The organism is Microbacterium sp. NPDC055455 (genome assembly GCF_053619935.1).
In genome coordinates, this window is record NZ_JBSHLB010000002.1 from 617,060 (window position 1) to 641,342 (window position 24,283).

At 71.3% G+C, this 24,283-nt stretch carries 25 protein-coding genes and 2 tRNA genes; 8 read left to right on the top strand and 19 right to left on the bottom strand.

Annotated elements, in window-relative coordinates:
• Positions 1-171: 171 nt before the first annotated feature.
• Positions 172-1,254 (top strand): N-acetyltransferase family protein, encoded by a 1,083-nt coding sequence (locus tag ACWGUG_RS09315; RefSeq protein ID WP_452324495.1) that lies wholly within the window; start codon positions 172-174, stop codon positions 1,252-1,254.
• Positions 1,247-2,347, top strand: coding sequence for an N-acetyltransferase family protein (locus ACWGUG_RS09320; RefSeq protein ID WP_452324496.1), 1,101 nt, complete (start codon positions 1,247-1,249; stop codon positions 2,345-2,347). The genes ACWGUG_RS09315 and ACWGUG_RS09320 overlap by 8 nt, the downstream gene beginning before the upstream one ends.
• On the opposite strand, the gene mutM is transcribed toward ACWGUG_RS09320, so the two are convergent.
• From mutM to ACWGUG_RS09350, 6 genes are read right to left on the bottom strand one after another with little or no spacing between them, the layout of a single operon-like run.
• A complete protein-coding gene (gene mutM / locus ACWGUG_RS09325; RefSeq protein ID WP_336396918.1) occupies positions 2,348-3,271 on the bottom strand; it encodes a bifunctional DNA-formamidopyrimidine glycosylase/DNA-(apurinic or apyrimidinic site) lyase in 924 nt (307 codons plus the stop codon).
• The gene (gene rnc / locus ACWGUG_RS09330) at positions 3,264-3,965 is read right to left on the bottom strand and encodes a ribonuclease III (RefSeq protein WP_336396917.1); all 702 of its coding nucleotides are present in this window, start codon (positions 3,963-3,965) and stop codon (positions 3,264-3,266) included. Before rnc ends, mutM begins: the two co-directional genes overlap by 8 nt.
• 15 nt (positions 3,966-3,980) lie before the next feature.
• The gene (rpmF, locus tag ACWGUG_RS09335; protein ID WP_050721097.1) at positions 3,981-4,190 is read right to left on the bottom strand and encodes a 50S ribosomal protein L32; all 210 of its coding nucleotides are present in this window, start codon (positions 4,188-4,190) and stop codon (positions 3,981-3,983) included.
• Between the two features lie 31 nt (positions 4,191-4,221).
• A complete protein-coding gene (locus ACWGUG_RS09340; protein WP_452324536.1) occupies positions 4,222-4,758 on the bottom strand; it encodes a YceD family protein in 537 nt (178 codons plus the stop codon).
• 60 nt (positions 4,759-4,818) lie between these two features.
• The gene (coaD, locus tag ACWGUG_RS09345; RefSeq protein WP_336396916.1) at positions 4,819-5,316 is read right to left on the bottom strand and encodes a pantetheine-phosphate adenylyltransferase; all 498 of its coding nucleotides are present in this window, start codon (positions 5,314-5,316) and stop codon (positions 4,819-4,821) included.
• 41 nt (positions 5,317-5,357) lie between these two features.
• On the bottom strand, positions 5,358-7,520 hold the full coding sequence (locus ACWGUG_RS09350; protein ID WP_336396915.1) for an ATP-dependent DNA helicase RecG: 2,163 nt from the start codon (positions 7,518-7,520) through the stop codon (positions 5,358-5,360).
• Positions 7,521-7,589: 69 nt separating this feature from the next.
• Here ACWGUG_RS09350 and ACWGUG_RS09355 point away from each other — a divergent pair, with 69 nt between their 5' ends.
• Positions 7,590-8,180, top strand: a complete 591-nt coding sequence (locus ACWGUG_RS09355) for a 1-acyl-sn-glycerol-3-phosphate acyltransferase (RefSeq protein ID WP_336396914.1) — start codon at positions 7,590-7,592, stop codon at positions 8,178-8,180.
• Complete coding sequence (gene rsmD / locus ACWGUG_RS09360) at positions 8,177-8,740, top strand: 16S rRNA (guanine(966)-N(2))-methyltransferase RsmD (RefSeq protein WP_452324497.1); 564 nt, start codon at positions 8,177-8,179, stop codon at positions 8,738-8,740. The genes ACWGUG_RS09355 and rsmD overlap by 4 nt, the downstream gene beginning before the upstream one ends.
• Position 8,741: 1 nt before the next feature.
• Here rsmD and thiL read toward each other — a convergent pair whose 3' ends face one another.
• A complete protein-coding gene (thiL, locus tag ACWGUG_RS09365; RefSeq protein ID WP_378882993.1) occupies positions 8,742-9,737 on the bottom strand; it encodes a thiamine-phosphate kinase in 996 nt (331 codons plus the stop codon).
• 81 nt (positions 9,738-9,818) lie between these two features.
• On the opposite strand from thiL, the gene ACWGUG_RS09370 reads away from it, so the two are divergent.
• Positions 9,819-10,316, top strand: a complete 498-nt coding sequence (locus tag ACWGUG_RS09370; RefSeq protein WP_336396911.1) for a DUF3515 family protein — start codon at positions 9,819-9,821, stop codon at positions 10,314-10,316.
• Between the two features lie 12 nt (positions 10,317-10,328).
• Here the strand turns inward: ACWGUG_RS09370 and ACWGUG_RS09375 are convergent, their stop codons facing one another.
• The 8 genes from ACWGUG_RS09375 to ACWGUG_RS09410 form a co-directional block, all read right to left on the bottom strand.
• Positions 10,329-11,423, bottom strand: coding sequence for a D-alanine--D-alanine ligase family protein (locus ACWGUG_RS09375; RefSeq protein WP_336396910.1), 1,095 nt, complete (start codon positions 11,421-11,423; stop codon positions 10,329-10,331).
• Complete coding sequence (locus tag ACWGUG_RS09380) at positions 11,323-12,459, bottom strand: NAD(P)H-dependent glycerol-3-phosphate dehydrogenase (protein ID WP_336396909.1); 1,137 nt, start codon at positions 12,457-12,459, stop codon at positions 11,323-11,325. The genes ACWGUG_RS09375 and ACWGUG_RS09380 overlap by 101 nt, the downstream gene beginning before the upstream one ends.
• Positions 12,449-13,213, bottom strand: a complete 765-nt coding sequence (locus ACWGUG_RS09385) for a lysophospholipid acyltransferase family protein (RefSeq protein ID WP_336396908.1) — start codon at positions 13,211-13,213, stop codon at positions 12,449-12,451. The genes ACWGUG_RS09380 and ACWGUG_RS09385 overlap by 11 nt, the downstream gene beginning before the upstream one ends.
• A 3-nt stretch (positions 13,214-13,216) precedes the next feature.
• Positions 13,217-14,599: a UDP-N-acetylglucosamine 1-carboxyvinyltransferase gene (murA, locus tag ACWGUG_RS09390; RefSeq protein ID WP_336396907.1), complete on the bottom strand. Its 1,383-nt coding sequence runs from the start codon at positions 14,597-14,599 to the stop codon at positions 13,217-13,219.
• Between the two features lie 72 nt (positions 14,600-14,671).
• Positions 14,672-15,268 (bottom strand): 3-isopropylmalate dehydratase small subunit, encoded by a 597-nt coding sequence (gene leuD / locus ACWGUG_RS09395; RefSeq protein ID WP_336396906.1) that lies wholly within the window; start codon positions 15,266-15,268, stop codon positions 14,672-14,674.
• A 1-nt stretch (position 15,269) separates the two neighbouring features.
• Positions 15,270-16,751, bottom strand: a complete 1,482-nt coding sequence (gene leuC, locus ACWGUG_RS09400; RefSeq protein WP_378883002.1) for a 3-isopropylmalate dehydratase large subunit — start codon at positions 16,749-16,751, stop codon at positions 15,270-15,272.
• 182 nt (positions 16,752-16,933) lie between these two features.
• Complete coding sequence (locus ACWGUG_RS09405; RefSeq protein WP_378883005.1) at positions 16,934-17,665, bottom strand: hypothetical protein; 732 nt, start codon at positions 17,663-17,665, stop codon at positions 16,934-16,936.
• 51 nt (positions 17,666-17,716) lie between these two features.
• On the bottom strand, positions 17,717-18,748 hold the full coding sequence (locus ACWGUG_RS09410; RefSeq protein WP_336396904.1) for a TerC family protein: 1,032 nt from the start codon (positions 18,746-18,748) through the stop codon (positions 17,717-17,719).
• 255 nt (positions 18,749-19,003) lie between these two features.
• Between ACWGUG_RS09410 and ACWGUG_RS09415 the strand changes: the two genes are divergently transcribed.
• Together ACWGUG_RS09415 and ACWGUG_RS09420 are read left to right on the top strand one after the other, a co-directional pair.
• The gene (locus tag ACWGUG_RS09415) at positions 19,004-19,561 is read left to right on the top strand and encodes a sigma-70 family RNA polymerase sigma factor (protein ID WP_442928161.1); all 558 of its coding nucleotides are present in this window, start codon (positions 19,004-19,006) and stop codon (positions 19,559-19,561) included.
• Complete coding sequence (locus ACWGUG_RS09420; protein ID WP_452324498.1) at positions 19,558-20,754, top strand: DUF4349 domain-containing protein; 1,197 nt, start codon at positions 19,558-19,560, stop codon at positions 20,752-20,754. Before ACWGUG_RS09415 ends, ACWGUG_RS09420 begins: the two co-directional genes overlap by 4 nt.
• Before the next feature lie 74 nt (positions 20,755-20,828).
• On the opposite strand, the gene ACWGUG_RS09425 is transcribed toward ACWGUG_RS09420, so the two are convergent.
• Together ACWGUG_RS09425 and ACWGUG_RS09430 are read right to left on the bottom strand one after the other, a co-directional pair.
• Positions 20,829-20,904: transfer RNA gene (locus tag ACWGUG_RS09425), tRNA-Glu, on the bottom strand.
• Positions 20,905-20,945: 41 nt separating this feature from the next.
• A tRNA-Glu gene (locus tag ACWGUG_RS09430) sits at positions 20,946-21,021 on the bottom strand.
• A gap of 118 nt (positions 21,022-21,139) precedes the next feature.
• Here ACWGUG_RS09430 and ACWGUG_RS09435 point away from each other — a divergent pair.
• Positions 21,140-21,778, top strand: a complete 639-nt coding sequence (locus ACWGUG_RS09435; RefSeq protein WP_336396901.1) for an MBL fold metallo-hydrolase — start codon at positions 21,140-21,142, stop codon at positions 21,776-21,778.
• A 91-nt stretch (positions 21,779-21,869) separates the two neighbouring features.
• On the opposite strand, the gene ACWGUG_RS09440 is transcribed toward ACWGUG_RS09435, so the two are convergent.
• Both ACWGUG_RS09440 and ACWGUG_RS09445 read right to left on the bottom strand, forming a co-directional pair.
• The gene (locus ACWGUG_RS09440) at positions 21,870-22,139 is read right to left on the bottom strand and encodes an HPr family phosphocarrier protein (RefSeq protein WP_336396900.1); all 270 of its coding nucleotides are present in this window, start codon (positions 22,137-22,139) and stop codon (positions 21,870-21,872) included.
• 62 nt (positions 22,140-22,201) lie between these two features.
• Entirely contained in the window at positions 22,202-24,274 is a 2,073-nt protein-coding gene (locus tag ACWGUG_RS09445; protein ID WP_452324499.1) for a PTS fructose transporter subunit IIABC, read from the bottom strand.
• Positions 24,275-24,283 lie beyond the last annotated feature (9 nt).

The following is a 24,283-nucleotide window of genomic DNA, read 5'->3' on the forward strand; positions in this document are numbered from 1 at the left end:
TTGTGCGGGGGGGTGGGGCCCTTGGGGTCCCTCTTGGTGGGGGGGGGGTTGGGGGGGGGGGCCGGGGGCAACCCCCCCCCGCCGGGGCGCCCCCGGGGCCCCCCCCCCCCCCCCGGGGCGGGGGACCCCACTCCACAGACGACCGCACCCACCACGCAAGGACGCAACGAAATGGCCACCATCACCGGGCTGGAGCTCCGGCCGCTGCTCGTACCCGAGTCCGTCGACTCCCCCGACGCCGCCGACTTCGTCGAGATGGTCCGGGTCCGCAACGAGATCTACCGCGAGATCTCGGGCCACGACGACCACCGCATCTCCGCGGAGGAGCTCCTCCCCCACTACCGGCCCACGCCGTACGAGACCCGCCTGGCATGGATCGTCGTCGATGACGGCGCCGTGATCGGCCGCATCGGCATCGACATTCCCCACGAGGACGGCTCGCATTCGGCGTTCTGGCTCATCGAGCTGCTCCACGCGACGTGGGGCCGCGGGATCGGCTCCGCCGCCTACGAGCTCGTCGAGCGCACGGCGCGGGAGCACGGACGCACCGTGCTGCAGTCGTGGGCCGAGCACCCTGCCGCACCGGGGCCGCAGCTCGCGCCGCCCACCGGGTTCGGCGCGATCCCCGAGGATCACATCGCGCGATTCTTCGTCCGCCACGGCTACGCGCTGGAGCAGGTGGAGCGCAACAGCGCGTTCGATCTCACCGGCTCGTTCGACGAGGTCGAGCGGCTGCTCGGCGAAGCGCAGGCCGCGTCACAGGACTATCGGGTGGTGCAGTGGTTCGCCCCGACGCCGCCGGAGTTCGCCGACGGCTACGCGTGGATGAAGTCGCGGATGTCCACCGACGCGCCCGCGGCGGCGCTCGAGTTCGACGAGGAGAAGTGGGATGCCGCCCGCATCGCCGAGCACGACGCCAAGTACACCGGGTCGGGGCGCACCATCCAGGTCACGGCAGCGCAGCACATCGCCACCGGCGAGCTGTGCGCCTTCAACGAGCTCGTCATCGGAAAGGACCGCACCGAGGCGTCTCACCAGGAGGACACCCTCGTCCTCAAGGAGCACCGCGGTCACCGGCTCGGCACGCTCGTCAAGTGCGCGGGGCTCCTGTCGTGGCGCGACGTCGCCCCGGAGTCCCGCCGCGTCATCACCTACAACGCAGAGGAGAACAGGCCCATGCTGGACATCAACGAGGCGATCGGCTTCGCGCCGATCGCGTACGTCGGAGCGTGGAAGAAGGTGCTCGATGACTGACCTGGCCGATACCGCCGTGCTGACCGTGCAGCCGATCCCCGTGCCGGAGTCGACGGAGTCCGCAGACGCGCGGGTGTTCCTGGAGATGGTGCGCATCGCCAACGCGGTGTGCCTGAACGACGCCGGTCACGACTACCTGCGCGAGGAGCCCGGGGAGATGCTCGGGTTCTGGCAGGACCAGTCGGACTGGACGCAGCTGGGCTACGCCGCGCTGCGCGATGGCGACGTCATCGGCGCCGTGAAGCTGATGATCTCGAACGAGCCCGACGTGAGTGCGCTCGAGTTCGATCTCATGGTGGCCCCGCCGCACCGCGGAGCCGGTGCCGAGGAGCTGCTGCTGGCCGAGGTCGAGCGCGAGGCGCGCGAGCGCGGTCTGGCGACGATCCAGACGTGGACCCTCCACCGCCCCGGCGCAGTCGGGCCGCGGCTCGAGCCGTCGACCGGCTGGGGGTCGATCCCCGCCGACGACCCGCAGACCCGGTTCGCCGTCGACAGCGGCTTCACGCTGGAGCAGGTGGAGCGCAACAGCGTGTTCGACCTGACCGGCGACTTCACGCTCGTCGAGCGGATGCTCGGCGACGCGCTGGCCGCCGCCGGTGACGACTACCGCTCGATCCAGTGGACGTCGCCGACGCCCGCCGAGTACGTCGACGGCTTCGCCTACGCCCTCTCGCGCATGTCGACCGACGTGCCCGCGGGCGGTCTGGTGATGGACGAGCAGCACTGGGACGCCGCCCGTGTCGAGCGTCGCGACGCCCGGCTGAAGGCGCAGGGACTCACCGTCTCGGTCGCCGCCGTGCTGCATGTGCCGAGCGGGCGGATCGCCGCGTACAACGAGCTCGCCATCGGCGACGACCGCAGCGGTGCCACGCAGCAGTACGGCACGCTCGTCGTCAAAGAGCATCGCGGACACCGCCTCGGCACGATCGTGAAGTGCGCGAACCTGCTGCGCTGGCGCGAGCTCGTGCCGGAGTCACCGCGGGTCTCGACGTTCAACGCCGAGGAGAACCGCCACATGCTCGACATCAACGAGACCATCGGCTTCGTGCCGGCCTCGTATGCCGGCGCGTGGAAGAAGGTGCTCCCGCTGTGATCAGCCGGCCGCGCGACGAGGGGCCTTCTGGCAGTGCGCGCAGAAGTGGCTCGACCGGTTGGTGAACGAGACCCGGACGATCGGACGGCCGCATCGGGGGCACGGCTCCCCGGTGCGGCCGTACGCGTTGAGCGAGTGGGCGAAGTATCCGGCTTGACCGTTCACGTTGACGTACTGCGCATCGAAGCTGGTGCCGCCCTCGGCCAGCGCCTTGTCCAGCACGTGCCGCACCTCGCCGAGCAGGCGGTTCACCGCCCGCGTCGACAGGTCCCGAGCAGGGGTCTCGGGGTGGATGCGGGCCGCCCACAGGGACTCGTCCGCGTAGATGTTGCCCACGCCGCTCACGACCGTCTGATCGAGCAGCACGCGCTTGATGGCGGAGTCCTTACGCGCGAGGACGCGGCGGAACCCGGCGTCCGAGAATGCGGGATCCAGCGGGTCGCGCGCGATGTGGGCGACCTGCGAAGGGACGGATGCCTCGGACCAGCCGTCTCCGCCCGGCGCACCGTCCGGCGTGGCGACGAGCTCGTCGATCGCCAGCGAACCGAAGGTCCGCTGGTCGGCGAACACCACCGCGAGCTCTCCGTGCGCCGGGTGCACGAGATCGAGGCGGACGCGCTCGTGACGCTCGATCGCACTGCCCGGCGGACGGAGCAGCATCTGCCCGCTCATGCCCAGATGCCCCACGACCGCCTCCGTCGCCGCGCGGCCGTCGGCCGCCGTGAGGGGCAGCCACAAAAACTTGCCGCGTCGGGCGGCGGCGGCCAGGACCCTTCCGGTCAGGCGCGCCTCGAAGTCGGCGCCGTCGCCCGGATGCCGCGTCAGGGCGCGCTCGTCGAGCACGGTGACCCCGAGAACCAGGGCGCCCGTGACGGCGGGTGCGAGGCCGGCGCGGACGACCTCGACCTCGGGCAGCTCAGGCACGGCCGCTGAGATCGCGCCACGCGCTGAGCGCCGCGGCCATCTCAGCGTGTTTCTTGCTGGTGCCGAGGCCCTCCGCCGTCAGGTCGCCGATGACGACGGTGGCGGTGAACCGGCGGTCGTGGTCGGGGCCGGTGGAGGTGACCGCGTACGCGGGGGGCTGCATCCCGCCGCGGGCGGCGAGCTCTTGGAGCGCCGTCTTCGGGTCCATGGCGGCGCCGTACCGCTCCGGATCGGCGAGCAACGGCTCGACCAGTCGCAGCACGAGGCCGGTGGCGGCATCCGAGCCGGCGGACAGGTAGGCGGCGCCGAAGATCGCCTCCATCGTGTCGGCGAGGATCGAGTCCTTGTCGCGGCCGCCGGTGAGCACCTCGCCGCGTCCGAGGAGCAGATGCTCCCCCAAGCCGATCCCGCGCGCGATCTCGGCCAGCGCCACCGTCGACACGACGCTCGCGCGACGCTTGGCCAGCGCGCCTTCTTCGAGCTCGGGATGCCCCGTGAACAGTCGCACGGTCACGGCGAGCCCGAGCACGGAGTCGCCGAGGAACTCCAGCCGCTCGTTGTGCGGCACCTGTCCGTTCTCGTAGGCCCACGAACGGTGCGTCAGCGCCAGCGACAGAAGCTCGGGGTCGATGTCGACTCCGAGCTTCTGCGTGAGATCTGCGAGCGCGAGGCGCTCGGCAGTGACGTCGGTCACGTCAGTGCGCGACGATCAGACGTCGGCGACCTTGCGGCCCTTGTACTCGAGGAACAGCTCCGTGCCCTGCGAGTCGGTGACGACCTTCGCCTGGTGGGGACGGCTGTAGACGACCTTGCCGTTCTCGACCGTCTTGACGAGGGCGGGCGCCTCGGCCTTCCACTGCGCGCGACGCGAGCGCGTGTTCGATCGGGAGACCTTCCGCTTCGGGGGGTTGCCTGCCATGGCTTGCTCTCTTCTGTGTTCTCGATGTCGATCAGCCGCGGGCGCGCGGTGATTCGTCGTCGTTGGTCATGGTGAAGTCCTGGAGCGCGGCCCATCGTGGATCGACAGGCTCGCTCTGCTGCGATCCGGCGCTTTCGGCCAGCCGCTCGCCCGTGACCGGATCGAGGCCGGGGCAATCCGGCTGACACACCGGCTGAAACGGAAGCGACAGGACGACCGCTTCCCTGACCAGAGTTTCAAGATCCACGTGGTCGTCTTGAACCTCGAAGTCAGCTTCTTCCTCCCCAGGATACGCGAAAAGCTCCTGAAACTCGACTTCGAGGGCCTCGGCGATGTCGGTGAGGCACCGGCTGCACACTCCGGTGTACTCGGTGTCGATGTCTCCGGAGGCGAGGATGCCCTCGTGGACGGACTCGAGCCGCACATCGATGGCGACCTGCTCGCCCTGGGCGACGGACACCAGCCCCTCGCCCCATCTGTCGGGCGCGGGCACCTCGAAGGAGTGCTCGCGCATCTCGCCGGGGCGGTGGGTGATGTCGCGGACAGGGAGGACGAAGGGACCCGTCACATGCTTCTTGGCCACGTCTCCAGCCTAGCCGCGGTGCGCGCGCGTGGCCGTGTGACCGTGTCAGATGTCGCGCGCGCCGGTGTCGAGGAACCTGGCGACAGCGCCGGGCACGAAGGGCGAGACGTCGCCGCCGAGCGAGGCGACCTGGCGCACCAGCGAGCTGGACACGAGCGCGTGTGCGGGGTCGGGGAGCAGGAACACCGTCTCGATCTGCGCGAGGTGCCTGTTCACGATCGCCATCGGGGTCTCGTACGCCACGTCGACCTGCGATCGGATGCCCTTGACCAGGACGCCGGCACCGACATCCGTCGCATAGTCGACCAGAAGCCCCATGCTCCAGGAGGCCACCACGACGTCGCCGTCGATGTCGCTCTCGGCGATGGACTGCTCCAGGAGCGCCTGGCGCTGCGCGATGGGGAGCATCGCCTCCTTGCCGGGGTTGTGCACCACGAGCACGTGCAGCTGGTCGTACAGCATGGCCGCGCGCCGGATGACGTCGAGATGACCGAGGGTCGGCGGATCGAACGATCCCGGGACGACGGCGATCCGGCTGCTCATGCCGACCAGCCTACTGGGAGGCCGACCAGCCCCCGGACGCGCTAGTTCTTCGCCAGAGCCGCGCGCTCGGCCATGCCGACGTTGCGCTCGAGAGCGGCCGCGAGTCCCGCGTGTTCGAGCAGCGCCGGGTCTTCGGCGATCACGTGCTCGGCCGCGACGCGCGCCTCGGCGATGATGTCGGCGTCCTTGACCACGCGCAGCAGGCGCAGCGACGACCGCGCGCCGGACTGCGCATCGCCGAGGACGTCGCCCTCTCCGCGCAGCTCCAGGTCGACCTCCGCCAGGGCGAAGCCGTCCAGCGTCGACGCGACGGCATCAACGCGCTCCCGCGCCGGCGTGCCGAGCGGCGCCTCGGTCACCAGCAGGCACAGACCAGGAACTCCCCCACGGCCGACACGTCCGCGCAGCTGGTGGAGCTGCGAGACGCCGAACCTGTCGGCCTCGAGGATCGCCATCGTCGAGGCGTTCGGCACGTCGACGCCGACCTCGACCACGGTGGTCGCCACGAGCACGTCGACGTCGCCGCGTGCGAACGCCTGCATGACGGCGTCCTTCTCGTCGGACGGCATCCGGCCGTGGAGGATCTCGACCCGGATGCTCTCGAACGACGGATGCCGCGACAGCAGATCGCCCACCTGGACGACGCCCCATCGCGTGCGGCTCGCCTCGCCGGCGGTGTCGCCGGGGGGCTCGTCCGCGGTGTCGTCCTTGGTCAGGGCCTCCGCGTCGATCGCCGCGCAGACGACGAAGGCCTGGTGGCCCTTCCGCACCTCTTCGGCGATGCGCTCGAAGACGCGGGCGAACCAGCCGGGATGCTCGGCGAGCGGGGCCGTGAAGGTCTCGATGCCCGCTCGGCCCGCGGGCATGGTGCGGATCGTGGAGACGTCCAGGTCGCCGAAGACCGTCATGGCGACGGTGCGGGGAATCGGCGTGGCGGTCAGGACCAGCGCGTGCGGGGACGACCCCTTGGCGCGGAGCGACTCGCGCTGCTCGACGCCGAAGCGGTGCTGCTCGTCGACCACGACCAGGCCGAGGTCGGCGAACGTCGTGCTCTCGCTGAGCAGGGCATGCGTGCCGACGACGATGCGGGCCTGCCCGGACGCCGCGCGCAGCGCCGCCTTGCGGCGCTCCGCCGCGGGAAGCTGGCCGGTCAGCAGCGTGGGCATGAGCTCGGGGGCCAGCTGCGGGCCGAGCATGCGCGCGATCGACCGCACGTGCTGCGCCGCCAGCACCTCGGTCGGGGCGATCAGCGCGGACTGGCCGCCGCTCTGCGCGACCTGCAGCATCGCGCGCAGCGCGACGAGCGTCTTGCCCGAGCCGACCTCGCCCTGCACCAGGCGGTTCATCGGCCAGTCGCCCTGGAGGTCGCGCGCGATGTCGTCGCCGACGCTCACCTGATCGGGGGTGCGCGGGAACGGCAGCGCGGCGTCGAAGCGCTCGAGCAGCTCGCCGGGCGGGCGCTTGGTCGCCGACAGCGCCCGCACGAACTGCCGCTGCTGCAGCAGGGCGACCTGCAGCACGAACGCCTCCTGCATGCGAAGCGTCGCGCGCGCGGGTTCGATCTCGCCGAACGACGTCGGGCGGTGGATGCGCTCGATGGCGGTGCGCGCGTCGAGCAGGCCGTGGCGGGCCCGCAGGGCGTCGGGGAGGGGCTCGGGCACATCGCCGAGGCCGTCCAGCACGAGGTCGACGATCTTCTGCAGCTGCCAGCTGGCCACCGTGCTCGTGGCCGGATAGATCGGGATCGGGAGATTCGCGTTCGCCTCGGCGGTGAGGCGGGCCTGCGCCTCGTCTTCGAACAGCTCGTAGTCGGGATGCGCGAGCTGCTTGGCACCCCGGTACTCGCCGACCTTGCCGGCGAAGATGCCGCGGCGCCCCGGCCGCAGGTCCTTCACCCGCCAGGCCTGGTTGAAGAACGTCAGGGACAGGTCGCCGTTGCCGTCGCTGATGAGCACCTCGAGCAGGGTGCCGTTGCGGTTCTTCATGCGGCGCTCGTTGACCCGCTTGACCTCGGCGACGATGGTCACGGGCTCGCCGACGGGCAGCGACGAGATCTGCGTCAGCTCGCCGCGGCGTGCGTAGCGGCGCGGATAGTGAACGAGCAGGTCGCCGACGGTCGACATGCCGAACGCGCGCTCGAGCGCCGCCGCGGTCTTGCCGCCGATGGCCCCGCCCAGGCGCGAGTCGAGCGCGAAGGAGGTCACCTCACGAGTCTAGATTCGGCGGCGGCCCGCTGTCGGCTCGGCCACAGCCGGAAAACGTAAGGTTGCGGGATGCTCCGACGACTCCTCTCCCGCGTCTACTGGGCCTGCAGTCGGTGGACGCTCTCGACCGAGCCGGCACCGGGCCGCCCCACCGTCCTGCTGGGTGTTCCGCACACGTCCAACTGGGACTTCGTCCTCATGCTCGGCATCGCCTGGCGGCTGGGGATGCCGGTCCGCTGGCTCGGCAAGGCGAGCCTCTTCCGCGGGTGGAGGGGACCGCTGATGCGCCGCCTCGGCGGCATCCCCGTCGACCGATCGGACCCGTCGCGGGTCGTCGCCGATGTCGTGGCGCAGATGCAGGCGGGCGAGCCTTTCGGCCTCGTCGTCACGCCCGAGGGCACCCGTGGCCCGGGCTCCTACTGGAAGTCCGGGTTCTACCGGATCGCCCGGGAGGCCCGTCTCCCGGTCACCCTCGGATACGTCGACCGCACCACGATGACGACGGGTCTCGGCCCGACCATCGCGCTCACCGGCGACGTGCGGGCCGACATGGACGTCATCCGCGCGTTCTACGCCGACAAGTCCGGGCTGCGCCCCGAGCTGCGCACCGAGCCGCGCCTCCGGGAGGAGGATTCCACCGGAGATATCGTGAGGGGATGACGCGCATCATCGCCGGCCGTGCAGGCTCGCTCGTGATCGATGTACCCGACGCGGGCACCCGGCCGACGAGCGATCGCGTGCGCGAATCCCTCTTCGGCGCCCTGGAATCGGCCGACGCGCTCCGGGGTGCCGCCGTGCTCGACCTCTACGCCGGCTCCGGCGCGCTGGGACTCGAGGCGGTGAGCCGGGGCGCGGCATCCGCCGACCTGGTCGAGAAGTCCGCGCGCGCGGCGTCGGTCGCGCAGCGCAACGCCGGTCGCGTCGCGAAGGCGGTGGGGACCGATGCCGCGATCCGCGTGCACCGCAGCTCCGCCGACGCGTTCCTGAGATCCTCCCCGCGGGCGTTCGACCTGGTGTTCCTGGACCCGCCGTACGACGTCGGAGAGGCAGAGCTGGCGTCGACGCTCTCGCTGCTGCTGCCACGCGTGTCGCCGGGCGCGGAGATCGTCATCGAGCGCGCCGCGCGCTCGCCCGAGCCGACGTTGCCCCCGGGGCTCGTCGCGACCCGCTCGAAGCGGTACGGCGACACAGCCCTGTGGTGGGCGACCACGCCCGGCTGAGTCAGCCGGTGCGCTCGTCCCAGTCGCGGTAGGGATCCCAGCCCGATCGTCCCTCGTACGCGAGACCGTCTACGAGAACCCCCGCCTCACCCCTCGGCTGCACCGTGCCGACGCGCCGGAACCCATGCGGCAGGTGCCGTTCGCCGGGGAACGTCGCCAGCAGCGCGTGGTCCTCGCCGCCCGAGAGCGCGTCGGCGGCGTCGGGCCCGAGCAGCGTCGACTCGAGCGCGATCGTGACACCGGATGCCGTGGCCATGCGCGAGGCGTCGAGGACGAGTCCGTCCGACACGTCCATCATCGCCGTCGCGCCCGCATCGGCGGCTTCGGGGCCGAACGGGATCGGCGGCGACGGGCGCAGCTGCGCGGCGAGGTCGGCGCGCTCGGCGGGGCTGAGCACGCTCTCGTCGACCGGGACCGGCGCCCCCGCCGCATCCGTGAACCGCTGGAACAGGACGCGGAGGCCGCGTGCTGCGCGGCCGGGATCACCGGCCACCGCCACCACGTCGCCCGGACGGGCGCCCGAGCGGCGCACCGGCTCACGTCCGGCCAGTGCGCCGAGCGCAGTGACGGCGATGGTGAGCGTGTCCGAGACGGTCAGATCGCCGCCTTCGACGCGGCACCCGGGGGCCAGCTCCCGGCACGCCGCGCGCAGGCCATCGGCCAGATCGGTCACGAACGACAGACGCGTGCCCTCCGGCATCGCGAGCGCCACGAGGAGAGCCGTGGGCGTGGCGCCCATGGCCGCGATGTCGGCGAGGTTGACGGCGGCGGCCTTGAAGCCGAGGTCGTATCCGCTCGACCACGCCAGCCGGAAGTCCGGACCGTGCACGAGCGTGTCGACCGATGCGACGACGCGGCCGTCGGCGGCGGCGAGCACCGCGGCGTCGTCGCCCGGACCGACGATCGCGTCGGACGCCCCGAGGCGCTCGAGGATCCGGGCGAGGATCTGCCCCTCGCTCAGCTCGCCCACCGTCGGATCACTGCGCTCGTCGCCCACACGACCACGCTACCGTCGCGACCGCCGATCGCCGGGTACCCGCCGGCGGGGCAGAGTCGTCCCGCCGGTTAGCCTGGAGGGGTGCGTCTGCTCTCCCCCGTCCTCGCCGCTGGATTCGCCGCGGCGGCCGTGATCGGCCTGACCGGCTGCTCGACGACGGTCGATCTGCAGCCCGCGGAGCAGGCGAACGATGCCGCATGCGCCGAGGTGAGCGTGCGCCTGCCCGGCACGGTCGACGGCCAGCCCCGGCGGTGGACCGACGCCCAGGCGACCGGCGCGTGGGGTGAGCCGTCGGCGGTGCTGCTGCGGTGCGGCGTCGAGGAGCCCGGGCCGACGGAGGCGCGGTGCATCACGCTCGGCGGCGTCGACTGGATCGTCGACGAGTCGCAGGCGCCTCGCTACCTGGTCACCACCTACGGCCGGACCCCGGCGGTCGAGGTGTTCATCGACAACGAGTCGGTGTCCCCGAACGAGGCGCTGACACAGCTCGCCGAGACGGCGGTGCTGGGCGGCACGACCGTTCAGCGCGAGTGCACCCTCACCGAGGAGCTGATTCCGGACGCCACGTCCGGCGGGTGAGCCGGCCGCCGGCTACGCCCCGGCGCGCTCGAGCGCGGTGTCGATGAGTTCGGCGATGAGCTCCGGATACGACATGCCCGATGCGATCCAGCACTTCGGGAACATCGAGATCGGTGTGAAGCCCGGCATCGTGTTGAGCTCGTTGACGTACAGGCCGTCCTCCGCCAGGAAGAAGTCGACGCGCGCGAGGCCCTTGCCGTCGACCGCTTCGAAGGCACGGACGCCGAGCTCCTGGATCCGCGCGATCTCATCGGCGGAGAGGTCCGCGGGACACACCACGTCTGCGCCGTCTCCGCCGAGGTACTTGCCCTCGAAGTCGTAGAACTCGCGGGTGGTGAGCACGATCTCTCCGGGAAGCGAGGCGCGCGCAGCCGCGCCGTCACGGCCCTCCAGGATCGCGACCTCGACCTCGCGCCCGACGATGGCGGCCTCGATGAGCACCTTGTCGTCCTCGGCGAACGCCAGGGCCAGCGCCGCGTCCAGCTCGGACGCGTCATGCACCTTCGAGACGCCGACGCTCGATCCCGCGCGCGCGGGCTTGACGAACGTGGGCTCGCCCAGAGCCGCGGCATCCGACCGCACTCCCTCCGGGTCGCGCTCCCACCGCGCGCGGCTGATCGTCACCGACGGCGAGACCGGCACCCCCGCCGCCGCGAGCACGATCTTCATGAAGTGCTTGTCCATGCACAGCGCGGAGTCCAGGACACCGCCGCCGGCGTACGGGATGCCGAGGGTGTCGAAGAAGCCCTGCACCGTGCCGTCCTCGCCATGGAGGCCGTGGAGGATCGGGAGGACCACGTCGACGTCGCCGAGCTCGTCCACCGCTCCGTCCGCGCGGCGCACGCGCAGCACGCGGTCGCCGCCGCCTTCCGGCCACACCACGCGCGTGCCGTTGTCGGCGACCTCGGGAAGACGGTCGGCGTCCAGGGCGAACTTGTCGGGGTCGTCGTCCTCGAGGACGAACACCCCGTCACGGGTGATCCCGATCGGGATCACCCGGTAGCGGTCACGATCGATCGCCCGCAGCACCCCGCCCGCCGTTGCGGAACTGATCGAGTGCTCGCTGGATCGACCGCCAAAGAGCACCGCCACCGCCGGCTTGTCCATTCGTCGTCCTCTCGCCCTGGGGGGTGTCGTCGTCGGTCGTCAGGTGCGGCGCGATGTCGCGGGGGTTCATGGTGCCGTCCAGCACCATCTTGACCTGCTCGACGATGGGCATCTGCACACCCACCTCGCGCGCCAGCTGAAGGATGGGGGCGACGGATGCCAGCCCCTCCGCGGTCTGATTCATCTGCTTGACGACGTCGTCGAAGCGGTAGCCCTGTCCGAGCAGGCGCCCGGCGGTGTTGTTGCGGCTGAGCGGAGACTGGCACGTCGCGATGAGGTCGCCGAGGCCCGCGAGGCCCTGCAGCGTCTCCGCCTGGGCGCCGAAGGCGACCGCGAAGTCGGTCATCTCGACCAGCCCGCGCGTGATGATGGACGCCTTCGTGTTCTCGCCGTACCCCACGCCGTCGACGATGCCGATCGCCACGGCGATGAGGTTCTTCAACACGCCGCCGAACTCGGTCCCGATGACGTCGGTGTTCACGAACGTCCGGAAGTACCGGTTGCGCGCGAGACGCGCCACCGCCTCGGCCGTCTCCTGGCTCGTCGAGGAGATGACGGCCGCCGTGGGCTGCTCGCGGGCGATCTCGAGCGCGAGGTTGGGCCCGGAGGCCACCGCGATGCGCGCGGGGTCGCAGTGCAGCTCCTGCTCGATCACCTGGCTCATCCGCAGGCCCGTGCGACGCTCGACGCCCTTCATGAGCGACACGATGGGCGCGTCGGACTGCGTGATCAGCGGTCGCACGGCCTTGAGGTTCTGGCGCACCGCCTGGCTGGGGATCGAGAGGTAGACCTGGTCGGCGCCCTCGAGCGCCTCCGACAGGTGGTGCGTGGCCTGCATCGACCGGGGCAGGTTGATCCCCGGGAGGTACTCGCTGTTGCGCTTGGCCTCCTGGATCTCGCTCGCCAGCTCCGGACGGCGGGCCCACATGGTGACGTGCGCGCCGCCGTCGGCCAGGATCTTGCCGAACGTCGTGCCCCAGCTTCCCGCGCCCACCACGGCGACGCGCGGGCGGGCGGCGTCGTGCCTACGACTCAAGGCGACCGGTCTCCTTCTGCCCGTGATCGGCCGGATTCCATCGCTCGGCCGGTGCGGGCTCGCCGCGCAGCTGCGAGAGCAGCCCCGCGATGTCGGCCATGACGACGTCGGTCGCCTCGACGAGCGCGCTCTGCGACGACGCTCGCCCGGCGTACGCCGACAGGTCGACGGGATCGCCCACGATCACGCGCACGCGCCGGCGGAGCGGCCAGAGCTTCAGCTTGCCGTACCGGGGCATCACCTGCTGGGCTCCCCATTGCGCCATCGGGATGACGGGGATGCCCCCGCCCAGTGCCAGGCGCACCGCACCCGTCTTCCCCCGCATGGGCCACAGATCGGGGTCGCGGGTGAGCGAGCCCTCGGGGTAGACGATGACGCCCCGCCCGTTGCGGGCCAGCGTCTCGGAGGCTGCGAGCGTCGCCCGTGCGGCGGTGGCGGACGTGGTGCGGGCGACGGGGATCATCCCGGTCGCACGCAGGATCCACCCCAGCACCGGCACGCGGAAGAGGCTCTCCTTCGCCATGAACCGCGGCGCGCGTCCCATCCGCCATACCGCGAGGGCGACGACGAGCGGGTCGATCTCACTCACGTGGTTCGGCGCGACCACGTACGCGCCGTCTCGCGGCAGCTTCTCGGAGCCCTCGACCTCGACCTTGAACACCAGGCTCACGAGCGGCACGACGATGGCGGCCAGGGGCCAGAAGATGCTGGGTCGCGTCTTCTCCGCGGACGCGCGCGGACGATGGGTCGCCACGGACTATCCGATGACGTCGAAGTCGGCGCCCAGCATGTCGAGCTTGGCGAAGAACTTCTCGTAGCCGCGGCGGATGATGCCGACGTTGCGGACGATCGACTCGCCCTCGGCCGCGAGGGCGGCGATGACGTAGCTGTAGCCGCCCCGCAGGTCGGGAACGACGACGTCGGCGCCGTGCAGCGGAGTCGGACCGTTGATGACGGCCGCCTGCTCGAGGGCGCGACGCGGGACGCGTCGGCCTTGCGAGTCCAGACCGCTCGCGTGCACGACGATGTCGGCGCCCATCTGGTTCAGCGCGTCGGTGAAGCCGAGCCGGTTCTCGTAGACGGTCTCGTGCACGATCGAGGTGCCCTCGGCCTGCGTCAGAGCCACGATGAGCGGCTGCTGCCAGTCGGTCATGAAGCCCGGGTGGACGTCCGTCTCGACCATGACGGCCTTGAGCGCACCGCCGCGGCGGAACTGGATGCCGTCCTCGCGCACGTCGAACCAGCCGCCGGCCTTGCGGAAGACGTTGAGGAACGTCAGCATCTCCTGCTGCCGCGCACCGCCGACGAAGATGTCGCCGTCCGTCGCCAGCGCCGCGCAGGCCCACGAGGCTGCCTCGTTGCGGTCGAAGATCGCGCGGTGGTCGTAGCCGCGCAGCGAGTCGACGCCCTCGATGAAGATGACGCGGTTCGGCTCGTACGAGATGATGGCGCCCATCTTCTGCAGCACGGCGATGAGATCCATGATCTCGGGCTCGATGGCGGCGTTCCGCAGCTCGGTGACGCCCTTCGCGCGGACGGCCGTGAGCAGCACCTGCTCGGTCGCCCCGACGCTGGGATACGGCAGCTCGATGTTCGCGCCGTGGAGCCCGTCGGGTGCCGTGATCCGGATGCCCTCGTAGCTCTTGTCGACGACGGCGCCGAACGCGCGCAGCGCGTCCATGTGGAAGTTGATCGGCCGGTCGCCGATGCGGCACCCGCCGAGGTCGGGGATGAGGGCCTCGCCGAGCAGGTGCAGCAGCGGGCCGCAGAACAGGATCGGGATGCGGGATGCCCCGGCGTGCGCGTCGATCTCCTCGAAGTGGGCAGCGACCGCACCGCTGGGGTCGAGGTGGATCGTCCCCTCCTCCTCGCCGTCCCACACGCGGACGCCGTGGACCTCCAGGAGCGATCGGACCACCTGGACGTCGCTGATGTCGGGCACGTCGCGCAGGATGCTCGTGGTGTCGCCCAGGAGGGCGGCGACCATCGCCTTGGTGACGAGGTTCTTGGCGCCCTTGACCTCGACGCGGCCCGTGAGCGGGCGTCCGCCCCGGATCGCGAGGACCTCACCCGTCACTTCCTGCTCCCCCGTCTTCGCGGCTGCGCTCTCGCCTGCGGCGACATTCAGAAGCGGCTTCATCCGATGATCCTCACTTGGTTGCTCGAGGGTGTCTGCGGCGGTCGGGCGCCCTGGTGGGGCATCCGACCCGGCTTACGGAACGGGAAGCGTCCGCGGCCGCCACGCCTCTCGGCGAGCCTCGAACTGCGAGATCGCGTCTTCGTTGCGCAGTGTGAGCCCGATGTCGTCGAGCCCTTCGAGAAGCCGCCACCTAGTGTAATCATCGATCTCGAAAGGGACCTCCAGCGTGCCGATCGACGCGGTGCGCGCTTCGAGGTCGACCGTCATGCTGACGCCCGGGTCCGCCTCGATGGCAGCCCACGCGGCCTCGAGGTCCGCCTCGGAGATCACGCCCGCGACCAGGCCCTGCTTGCCGGCGTTGCCGCGGAAGATGTCGGCGAACCGAGGGCTCAGCACGACCTTGAAGCCGAAGTCCCGCAGCGCCCACACCGCGTGCTCACGGCTGGAGCCGGTGCCGAAGTCGGGGCCGGCCACGAGGATGCTGGCGCCGGCGTACGCCGGCCGGTTGAGCACGAACTCGGGGTCCTGGCGCCAGCTGGCGAACAGGGCGTCCTCGAAGCCGGTCTTGGTGACCCGCTTGAGGTAGACGGCGGGGATGATCTGGTCCGTGTCGACCGCGGAGCGGCGCAGCGGCGCCGCGATCCCGGTGTGCGTCGTGAACTTCTCCATGTCAGGCCTCCGTGCTCTCGGCGCCGGCCGCGACGGGCGCGGGAAGATCGCTCGGGCTCGCGAGGCGCCCCAGGACCGCGGTCGCCGCGGCCACCAGCGGCGAGACGAGGTGCGTCCGCCCGCCCTTGCCCTGGCGGCCCTCGAAGTTGCGGTTGCTCGTGGACGCGCAGCGCTCCCCCGGCGCGAGCTGATCGGGATTCATGCCCAGGCACATCGAGCACCCGGCGAAGCGCCATTCCGCCCCGAAGTCCTCGAAGACCTTGTCGAGTCCTTCGGCCTCCGCCTCCAGGCGGACGCGCGCGGACCCCGGCACCACCATGACGCGGACCCCGTCGGCCTTCTTGCGGCCCTCGATGATCGACGCGAACGCGCGGAGGTCCTCGATGCGGCTGTTCGTGCAGGAGCCCATGAAGACGGCGTCGACCGGCACCTGCTTCAGCGGCGTGCCCGGCGTCAGATCCATGTACTCCAGCGCGCGCTCCGCGGCGGCGCGCTCGTTCGGGTCGGCGAAGTCGTCGGGCGAGGGCACCGCGTCGCTCAGCGACACGCCCTGCCCGGGGTTCGTGCCCCATGTGACGAACGGCTCGAGCTCGTTCGCGTCGAGGAAGACCTCGGCGTCGTAGACGGCGCCCTCATCGCTGGGGAGCGTGCGCCAGTAGGCGACGGCGTCGTCCCAGTCCTCGCCCTTCGGGGCGTGTGCACGGCCCTCCAGGTAGGCGAACGTCGTCTCGTCGGGGGCGACCATGCCGGCCCGCGCACCCGCCTCGATCGACATGTTGCAGATCGTCATGCGGCCTTCCATCGACAGCGACCGGATGGCGCTGCCGCGGAACTCCAGCACGTAGCCCTGCCCGCCGTTGGTGCCGATCTTGGCGATGACGGCGAGGATGATGTCCTTCGCCGTGACGCCGGGCTTCAGCTCGCCCTCGACCGTGATCGCCATCGTCTTGAACGGCTTCAGGGGCAGCGTCTGCGTTGCCAGCACGTGCTCGACCTCGCTCGTGCCGATGCCGAAGGCCATCGCACCGAAGGCGCCGTGCGTGGAGGTGTGCGAGTCGCCGCAGACCACGGTGATGCCCGGCATGGTGAGGCCGAGCTGGGGACCGACGACGTGGACGATGCCCTGCTCCTTGTCGCCCAGCGAGTGCAGGCGCACCCCGAACTCGGCGGCGTTGCGGCGGAGCGTCTCGATCTGGGTGCGGCTGGTCAGGTCGGCGATCGGCTTGTCGATGTCGAGCGTCGGGGTGTTGTGGTCCTCGGTCGCGATCGTGAGGTCGAGCCGGCGCACGGGCCGGCCCTCGGCCCGCAGTCCGTCGAAGGCCTGCGGGCTGGTCACCTCGTGGACGAGGTGCAGGTCGATGTAGATCAGATCCGGTTGACCGTCATCGCCTCGGACGACGACGTGGTCGTCCCAGACCTTCTCGGCCAGCGTGCGAGGACGCTCGGGGATGTCGGCGATACGGGACGCATCGGTCATGCTCATTGCTCTGTCGTTCTCCTCTGGGGACTGTGCCCGCATGGGGTGGGGCCCGCGACGAACTCCGCGACGAGGGAGGCCTGGGAACTAGGACTCGTCGCGGCCGCTAAGGAGAAGGCGAGCGATCCGCACGTGCCCAGGGTACCACCGCCGCGCCGCCGACCCGCCCGGCGGCGTCACGGGAGTCGTCATGGGGCGGGCGGCACGGCGGGGACCGCACCCTCGTGGATCCAGACGTCGACGGCGTCGCCGTGCTTCATGAAGCGCACCACCGTGCCGGTGGGGAAGCGGTCCACCCACTCCTCATTCCACTCCACGGGGACGTCGTAGATCTCGGCGATCGGCTCGGCGGGCGCGGGGGCGCACCCGATCGCGAGCAGCTCGTCGCTGGCGGGCTCGAAGATCAGCAGACAGGTGCTGCCGAACGTGCTCTGCGCCGACCAGACCTCCAGCCCCAGGACCGGCTCGAACGCGCGCAGCGTCGACTTCATGACCAGCTGGCGGCGCGCATAGTCCGCCAGGCGCAGCACCTGTTCGCTCGGTGCGGCATCCGTCCGCTGCAGCGTCGCGTCCGGACGCGGCGCCGTCCACCACATCCAGCCCAGGACTGCGAGGACGGCCGCGAGGGTCATCGCCGCGCCCGCCGCGAGGGCACCGCCGCGGGTCCGGCGCCACCAGGCGCGCGCACCGGGGCCGCGCAGGTCGCCGGATGACGGGGACGGGGGCTCGGCGCCGCGGGTGAGCGGCTCCGGCTCGTGTCCGGCCGAGGTCGCCGCCGCGTGCAGCTGCTCGAGCTCGGCCAGACGCGCCAGAGCCGCGGGGTCGGAGTCGATGTCGGCGTCGACGCCGTAGGCGCGCGTCCTCAGGGCGGACAGCTCCGCCTCGAGTGCCCCCTCACGGGGGATCCCCCCGCTGCCCATGGACGCAGTATCGCACCGCGTCCAGGGGCGGGCAACGGGGTCGGCGGGAGGTCAGCCGTGGTTGTCGCTCGCGCGGGGAGCCGGGGCATCTTCGACCGCACGCCGCCGCTCGCGCGCCGAGGCCACCAGGCTCGCCACGGTCGCGACGGCCATCGACAGCACGATCACGGCCAGCGACATCCAGGTCGAGATCTCGGGAGCCCACTCGATGTGCTCGCCGTTGTTGATGAACGGCAGCTCGTTGACGTGCATGGCGTGGAAGACGAGCTTGAGGCCGATGAAGGCGAGGATGAAGGCGATGCCGTAGTGGAGGTAGCGCAGCCGGTCCAGGAGGTCCCCGAGGAGGAAGTACAGCTGCCGCAGGCCCATGAGGGCGAAGATGTTCGCGGTGAAGACGATGAACGCGCTCTGCGTGATGCCGAAGATCGCCGGGATAGAGTCGATCGCGAACAGCAGGTCGGTCACGCCGATCGCCGCGAAGACGATGATCATCGGCGTCCACATCTTCTTGCCGTCGACGACGGTGCGGATCTTCGCCCCGTCGTAGTGGTCGCTGATGTCGATGGTGCGGCGCAGCATGCGGACGACGAACGCCTCCTGCTTGACTTCGTCGTCGTGGGCGCCGCCGGGGAACGCCTGACGCCAGGCGGTCCAGACGAGGAACGCGCCGAAGATGTAGAACACCCAGCTGAACTGCTCGATGACGGCGGCCCCCACGAGGATGAAGATCCCGCGGAGGACGAGGGCGATGATGATGCCGACCATCAGGACTTCCTGCTGGTAGCGGCGCGGCACCGCGAACTGGCTCATGATGAGCACGAAGACGAAGAGGTTGTCGATCGAGAGGCTGTACTCGGTCAACCATCCGGCGACGAACTGCCCGGCGTACTCGGGCCCGGCGATGACCCACATGACGCCCGCGAAGAGGAGGGCGAGGGTCACGTAGAAGATCACCCACAGCGTCGACTCCCGGGTCGACGGGATGTGCGGCCGCTTCAGGATGAGCAGGAGGTCCGCCAGGAGGATGAGCGAGAGGATCACGAGGGATCCGATCTCGAACCACAGGGGGAGAACGAGGTCCATTCAGGGCCTTTCCGAACGGGAGGGGAAGAAGACGAGGGGTCGGTCGACGCCGAAAGTCTCTCCCCCGCCGGCCGCCTGGCCCGCGGTGCACACCCGGGGTCGCACTGTCGGGACCCGTGATGACGGATGCGCGATGACGGGATACTCCCTCTCGCTCGCCCAAGGATACAGCCTGACGAGGGGCTCTCCCCCGCGGGCGAGACGATCCGACCGGTGCGGACACTGACACGGTGAGAGACAATGCGGAGGATGGGGATGGAAGGCGAGATTCCGGCCGGCGACGCCGAGCTCGTGGCGCTGGCCGCGGGTGGGAGCGAGCGCGCATTCCGCGCGCTGTACCGCGCCTATGTGCGTCCGGTGTACTGGCTCGCACACGGTCTGGTCGGCAACCCCGCCGATGCCGAGGAGGTCACGCAGGAGACGTTCCTCGTCGCCTGGCGGAAACTGCCGGGCTTCGACCTCGCGGGCGAGTCGCTGCTGCCGTGGCTCGCGACCATCTGCCGATTCCAGTCCGCCAACCGCGTCCGACGGCAGCGGCGCGACCGCGAGCACACCGCGGCGCCCGCTGACGAGAGCCTGCCGGCGACGGTGGACGTCGAGCAGCAGGTGATCGACGAGCGGCTCGCCGAGGCGATCCTGAAGGAGGTCGCCGGCCTCGGCGAGCTCGACCGCGCGATCTTCCGGCTCTGCGCCACGGAGGGTTACGCGTATCAGGCTGCCGCCGACGAGCTCGGGGTCGCGCACGGTGTGGTCCGCAATCGTCTCTCCCGCATCCGCACCCGACTGCGGACTGTCGTGAAGGAGAGCACATGAGCACCGAGCACCCGGCCGCCGGCACCCCGGCGCCCCTCCCCGAACTGAGCGACGAGCGCATCGACGAGATCGAGGACGCGCTCTTCTCCGACATCGCCCGCGAGCGATCCCAGCGCTCGGCGCGCGGTCGCCGCCGGAGCCGGCTGTGGGTGGCGGGCGCCGCCGCGGCCGCGGTCATCGTCGTCGCGGCGGTGATCGCGCCGTCGGTGGGTCAGCTCGTGGGCGGCGCCGGCGGCGCCTCGGACCAGTCCGCCGTCGCTCCGCTCGCCCCCGCCGACTCCGACGGCGGCGGCGCGGCATTCGACGCCCCCGCGGAGGAGTCGCGCGGGCCGGAAGGGCTCACCACTGCGCCGGGCGCCTCCGACGATGCCTCCGGCGTCGCGCAGTCCGAGCGCGACATCATCACCACGGCGACGGCCACCGTCGAGGTCGACGATGCCGATGCCGCCGCGCGGTCCATCGGCAATTCGGCGGTCGCCCACGGCGGCTACGTCGAGTCGATGAGCGTGGGCCGTGACGGCAGCGTCCAGCCCCTCGAACCCATGGAAGGCGGGGTCGTCTACGACAGCTCGTATCCGTACCCTTATCCGGTGCCGACCGACGGGGCGTGGATCACCGTCCGGGTGCCCGCCGACGAGCTGGCGAGCGTCATCGGCGAGCTGGACGATGTCGGCGAGGTGACCGCGTCGAGCGTCGATCGCCAGGACGTCACGGAGCAGACGGTCGACCTGCAGGCGCGAATCGACGCGGCGCAGGCCTCCGTCGATCGCCTCACCGACCTCATGGCGCAGGCGGAGACGGTCGCCGACCTCCTCACCGCGGAGTCCGCCCTTTCGGAGCGCCAGGCGCAGCTGGAGTCGTACCAGCAGCAGCTCGAGATGCTGGACGACCAGGTCGCCATGTCCACGCTGTCGGTGACGGTGGTGCCCGAGGCCGACATCGTCGCCGCAGACCCCGCCGGCTTCGGCGACGGGCTCGCGGCCGGGTGGAACGGGCTCGTCGCGACGCTGAACGGCATCGTCGTGGCCATCGGGTTCCTGATCCCGTGGCTGGCCGTCGCCGCGTTCGCGGCGCTCCTCGTCTGGGGCATCGTGCACCTGGTCCGCGGCCGGCGGAGGCAGTCGCGCACCGCCGACGGGTCGACCCCGACGCCGGCATCCGCGGCGGAGGCGCACGAGGATCGCCCGCAGTGACACGCCCGCGTCAGCCCGGCTGAGGCGATGACGAGAAGAGCCCCCGGTCCGCATGGACCGGGGGCTCTTCGCCGTGGTGACCCCAGCGGGATTCGAACCCGCGTTACCGCCGTGAGAGGGCGGCGTACTAGGCCGCTATACGATGGGGCCGTACAGCGTGCCGCAGCTGAACTGCGACGGTGTTGCCCGACTGGTGACCCCAGCGGGATTCGAACCCGCGTTACCGCCGTGAGAGGGCGGCGTACTAGGCCGCTATACGATGGGGCCGTTCAGGCAACCGTTCGATTATGCCACGGCGCGCATGCCCTCTCCAAATCGGTGCCGCCGGCGGCCCCGCCCTCGGGTCGCGCTTGCTCCGGTGGGCGGGTGGCGGTTGACTCGACGCATGCGAGTCACCAAGTTCGAGCACGCGACCGTCACCCTCGTCGACGCCGGACGGACGCTCATCATCGACCCCGGATCCTTCACCGCGCCCCTGGGCGAGCTCGAACCCGTCGTGGCGGTCGTCCTCACCCACGAGCACCCCGACCACTGGACGCCGGACCACCTGGACCGGATCCTGGCGACCTCGCCCGGCGTCCCGATCTATGGCCCCGAGGGGGTGGCGAAGGCCGCCGCGGGGTACGACATCACGATCGTGCACCCCGGTGACGTCGTGGAGGCCGACCCGTTCCGCCTCGAGTTCTTCGGCGGCAGGCACGCGGTGATCCACGAGACGATCCCCGTGGTCGACAACGTCGGCGTGCTGGTGAACGACCAGTTCTACTACCCCGGCGACTCCTACGCCGTCCCCGATGGCCGCGACGTGAAGCTTCTCGCCTCCCCCGTCGGCGCGCCGTGGCTCAAGATCGGCGAGGCCATGGACTTCGTGCTCGCGGTGGCCCCGCGGCGGGTGTTCGGCACGCACGACATGACGCTGTCCGTGGCCGGCCGCGACATGGGAAGGTCCCGGCTGCGGTGGGCGGCCGAGCAGGGCGGCGGCGAGCTCGTCGTGCTCGACCCCGGTCAGAGCACCGACATCTGACGCTCCCCGGACGCGGACGACGGATGCCGCAGCGGCTTCGACCCGCGGCATCCGTCGTCACGTCTTCCCGGCCTCGGGCCGGAGCGGTTCTCTACTGGGCGTCGAGGTCGGTCTCCAGGAGTGCGACGAGCGCGTCGAGAGCCTCGTCGGCGCCGTCCCCCTCGGCCTTGAGCGTCACGACCGTCCCCTGCGATGCACCCAGGCCCATGAGCGACAGGATGCTGCCCGCGTTCAGGTCGGGGCCGCCGTCGACGGCGATCGTGACGGGGACGGACTGCGCCTGCACCGCCTGCACGAAGAGCTTCGCGGGGCGCGCGTGCAGCCCCGAGCTGCTGGCGATGGTGGCCTGACGTTCTGCCATGGTTCTCTCCTGTCTGCGTCGGACCTCGACCGGCCGACTTTCCGATTCTGTCTGAGGAGGCCTCAGGCCGCCACGGGTACGGCCGTGTCGGGCGCCTCGGCCTCTTCGAGCTCCTTGCGGCCCACCCACCTCTTGAGGGCGACGACGATGAGGGCGGTCACCACGGTTCCGGCGGCGATCGCCACCAGGAAGCCCCAGATGGGATTGATCGCGAACAGCACGAACACGCCGCCGTGCGGGGCGAGCGACTGCACCGCGAACGCCATGCTCAGCGCGCCGGTCACCGCGCCGCCCACCATGGAGGCGGGGATGACGCGCAGCGGATCCGCGGCGGCGAAGGGGATGGCGCCCTCGCTGATGAACGCCGCGCCGAGGAGCCACGCCGCCTTGCCGTTCTCCCGCTCGACGGGCGGGAACAGGTTGCGTGCGAGGACGGTCGAGGCGAGCGCCATCGCGAGCGGCGGCACCATCCCCGCGGCCATCACGGCGGCCATGATGTAGTACGGCGTCGGGTTCTCGGGCGACCCGGCGGCGAGCCCCGCCACAGCGAAGGCGTACGCGACCTTGTTGATCGGACCGCCGAGGTCGAAGCACATCATGAGTCCGAGGATGACGCCCACGACCACGATGCCCGCCGTGCCGGCGAGATCGGTCAGCCAGACGTTCAGCCACTCCATCAGCGTCGCGATGGGGCGTCCCAGGAACAGGATCATCAGCCCGGATGCCACGATCGAGGCGAGGAGCGGGATGATGACGACCGGCATGAGCCCGCGGAGCCAGCGGGGCACGCGCCACGATCCGATCCACCATGCCGTGACTCCGGCGAGCAGTCCGCCCACGATGCCGCCGATGAAGCCGGCGTTCATGAGCACGGCGACCGCGCCGGCGACGAAGCCGGGCGCGATGCCCGGGCGGTCGGCGATCGCGAAGGCGATGTAGCCCGCGAGCGCCGACACGAGGAAGCCCATCGAGGTGCTTCCGATCATGAAGAACACCGAGCCGAGGTACTGGCCGAGCGGTCCGTAGTTCGAGGTGATCTCCTCGGTCGGCAGATCCCACAGCGAGTTCTGCACGATGACGTTCGCGGCGTTGTCGGTGACGTTGTAGCCGCCCAGGAGGAAGCCCAGCGCGATGAGCAGGCCGCCGCCGGCGACGAACGGGATCATGTAGCTGACGCCGGTGAGGAGGATGCGCTGGATGCGGGCGCCCCACGACATCGTCTCGGCAGGAGCGGCCGTCGCCGCGGCCGCCTCGCCGCCCACGCGCGTCGCCGTGGGGTCCTTGGCCGCGGCCACCGCCTCGGCGATGAGCCGGCCGGGCTGCTCGATGCCCCGCTTGACGCCCGCGCGGACGACGGGCTTGCCCGCGAAGCGCTGCGGCTCGCGCACGTCCACGTCCGTGGCGAAGATCACCGCGTCGGCGTCGCGGATGACATCGCCGGGCAGCGCCTGGTAGCCGCTGGAGCCCTGCGGCTCGACGACGAGATCGACGCCCGCCTTCTTGCCCGCCGCGGTCAGCGCGTCGGCGGCCATGAAGGTGTGCGCGATGCCGGTGGCGCACGCCGTCACGGCGACGATCCGTGCGGGACGGCCGTCGATGTCGGACCCCGCGGCGGGCGCCGGGGCCGGGGCGGCTGCCGCCGGGGCGGTCGCCGCGACGGGCGCGGCCGCCGGTGCGGCGCCGCCCTCGCCGATCGCCGCCTGCACGATCGCGACGACCTCCTCGTCGGTCTTCGCGGCCCGCAGACCCGAGGTGAAGTCCTCCTGCATGAGGCTGCGCGCGAGCTTGGAGAGCACCGCGAGGTGCGCCTCCGCGGCGTCCGCGGGCGCGGCGATCAGGAAGACGAGGTCTGCGGCGCCGTCCGGGGCGCCGAAGTCCACGCCCGGCTTCAGCCGCGCGAAGGCGAGCGACGGCGTCGTGACGGCGGCGCTCTTCGCGTGCGGGATGGCGATGCCGCCCGGAAGGCCGGTCTCGTCCTTCTGCTCGCGCGCCCAGGCGTCGTCGAACAGCGCCTCGGCGTCAGTCGCGCGACCCTGCGCGACCACGCGCGCGGCGAGCGAGCGGATGACGGCGGACTTGTCGGCCCCCAGAGGGGCGTCCAGGCTCACCAGGCCTGTCGTGATGGTGTCGGACACGGTGACCTC

Coding starts and splice junctions, on each gene's coding strand:
- ACWGUG_RS09315 (WP_452324495.1), top strand. CDS start 172: ATGGCCACCATCACCGGGCTGGAGCTCCGGCCGCTGCTCGTACCCGAG.
- ACWGUG_RS09320 (WP_452324496.1), top strand. CDS start 1,247: ATGACTGACCTGGCCGATACCGCCGTGCTGACCGTGCAGCCGATCCCC.
- rpmF (WP_050721097.1), bottom strand. CDS start 4,190: ATGGCAGGCAACCCCCCGAAGCGGAAGGTCTCCCGATCGAACACGCGC.
- coaD (WP_336396916.1), bottom strand. CDS start 5,316: ATGAGCAGCCGGATCGCCGTCGTCCCGGGATCGTTCGATCCGCCGACC.
- ACWGUG_RS09355 (WP_336396914.1), top strand. CDS start 7,590: ATGCTCCGACGACTCCTCTCCCGCGTCTACTGGGCCTGCAGTCGGTGG.
- rsmD (WP_452324497.1), top strand. CDS start 8,177: ATGACGCGCATCATCGCCGGCCGTGCAGGCTCGCTCGTGATCGATGTA.
- ACWGUG_RS09375 (WP_336396910.1), bottom strand. CDS start 11,423: ATGGACAAGCCGGCGGTGGCGGTGCTCTTTGGCGGTCGATCCAGCGAG.
- murA (WP_336396907.1), bottom strand. CDS start 14,599: ATGAAGCCGCTTCTGAATGTCGCCGCAGGCGAGAGCGCAGCCGCGAAG.
- leuD (WP_336396906.1), bottom strand. CDS start 15,268: ATGGAGAAGTTCACGACGCACACCGGGATCGCGGCGCCGCTGCGCCGC.
- leuC (WP_378883002.1), bottom strand. CDS start 16,751: ATGAGCATGACCGATGCGTCCCGTATCGCCGACATCCCCGAGCGTCCT.
- ACWGUG_RS09405 (WP_378883005.1), bottom strand. CDS start 17,665: ATGGGCAGCGGGGGGATCCCCCGTGAGGGGGCACTCGAGGCGGAGCTG.
- ACWGUG_RS09410 (WP_336396904.1), bottom strand. CDS start 18,748: ATGGACCTCGTTCTCCCCCTGTGGTTCGAGATCGGATCCCTCGTGATC.
- ACWGUG_RS09415 (WP_442928161.1), top strand. CDS start 19,004: ATGGAAGGCGAGATTCCGGCCGGCGACGCCGAGCTCGTGGCGCTGGCC.
- ACWGUG_RS09420 (WP_452324498.1), top strand. CDS start 19,558: ATGAGCACCGAGCACCCGGCCGCCGGCACCCCGGCGCCCCTCCCCGAA.
- ACWGUG_RS09435 (WP_336396901.1), top strand. CDS start 21,140: ATGCGAGTCACCAAGTTCGAGCACGCGACCGTCACCCTCGTCGACGCC.
- ACWGUG_RS09440 (WP_336396900.1), bottom strand. CDS start 22,139: ATGGCAGAACGTCAGGCCACCATCGCCAGCAGCTCGGGGCTGCACGCG.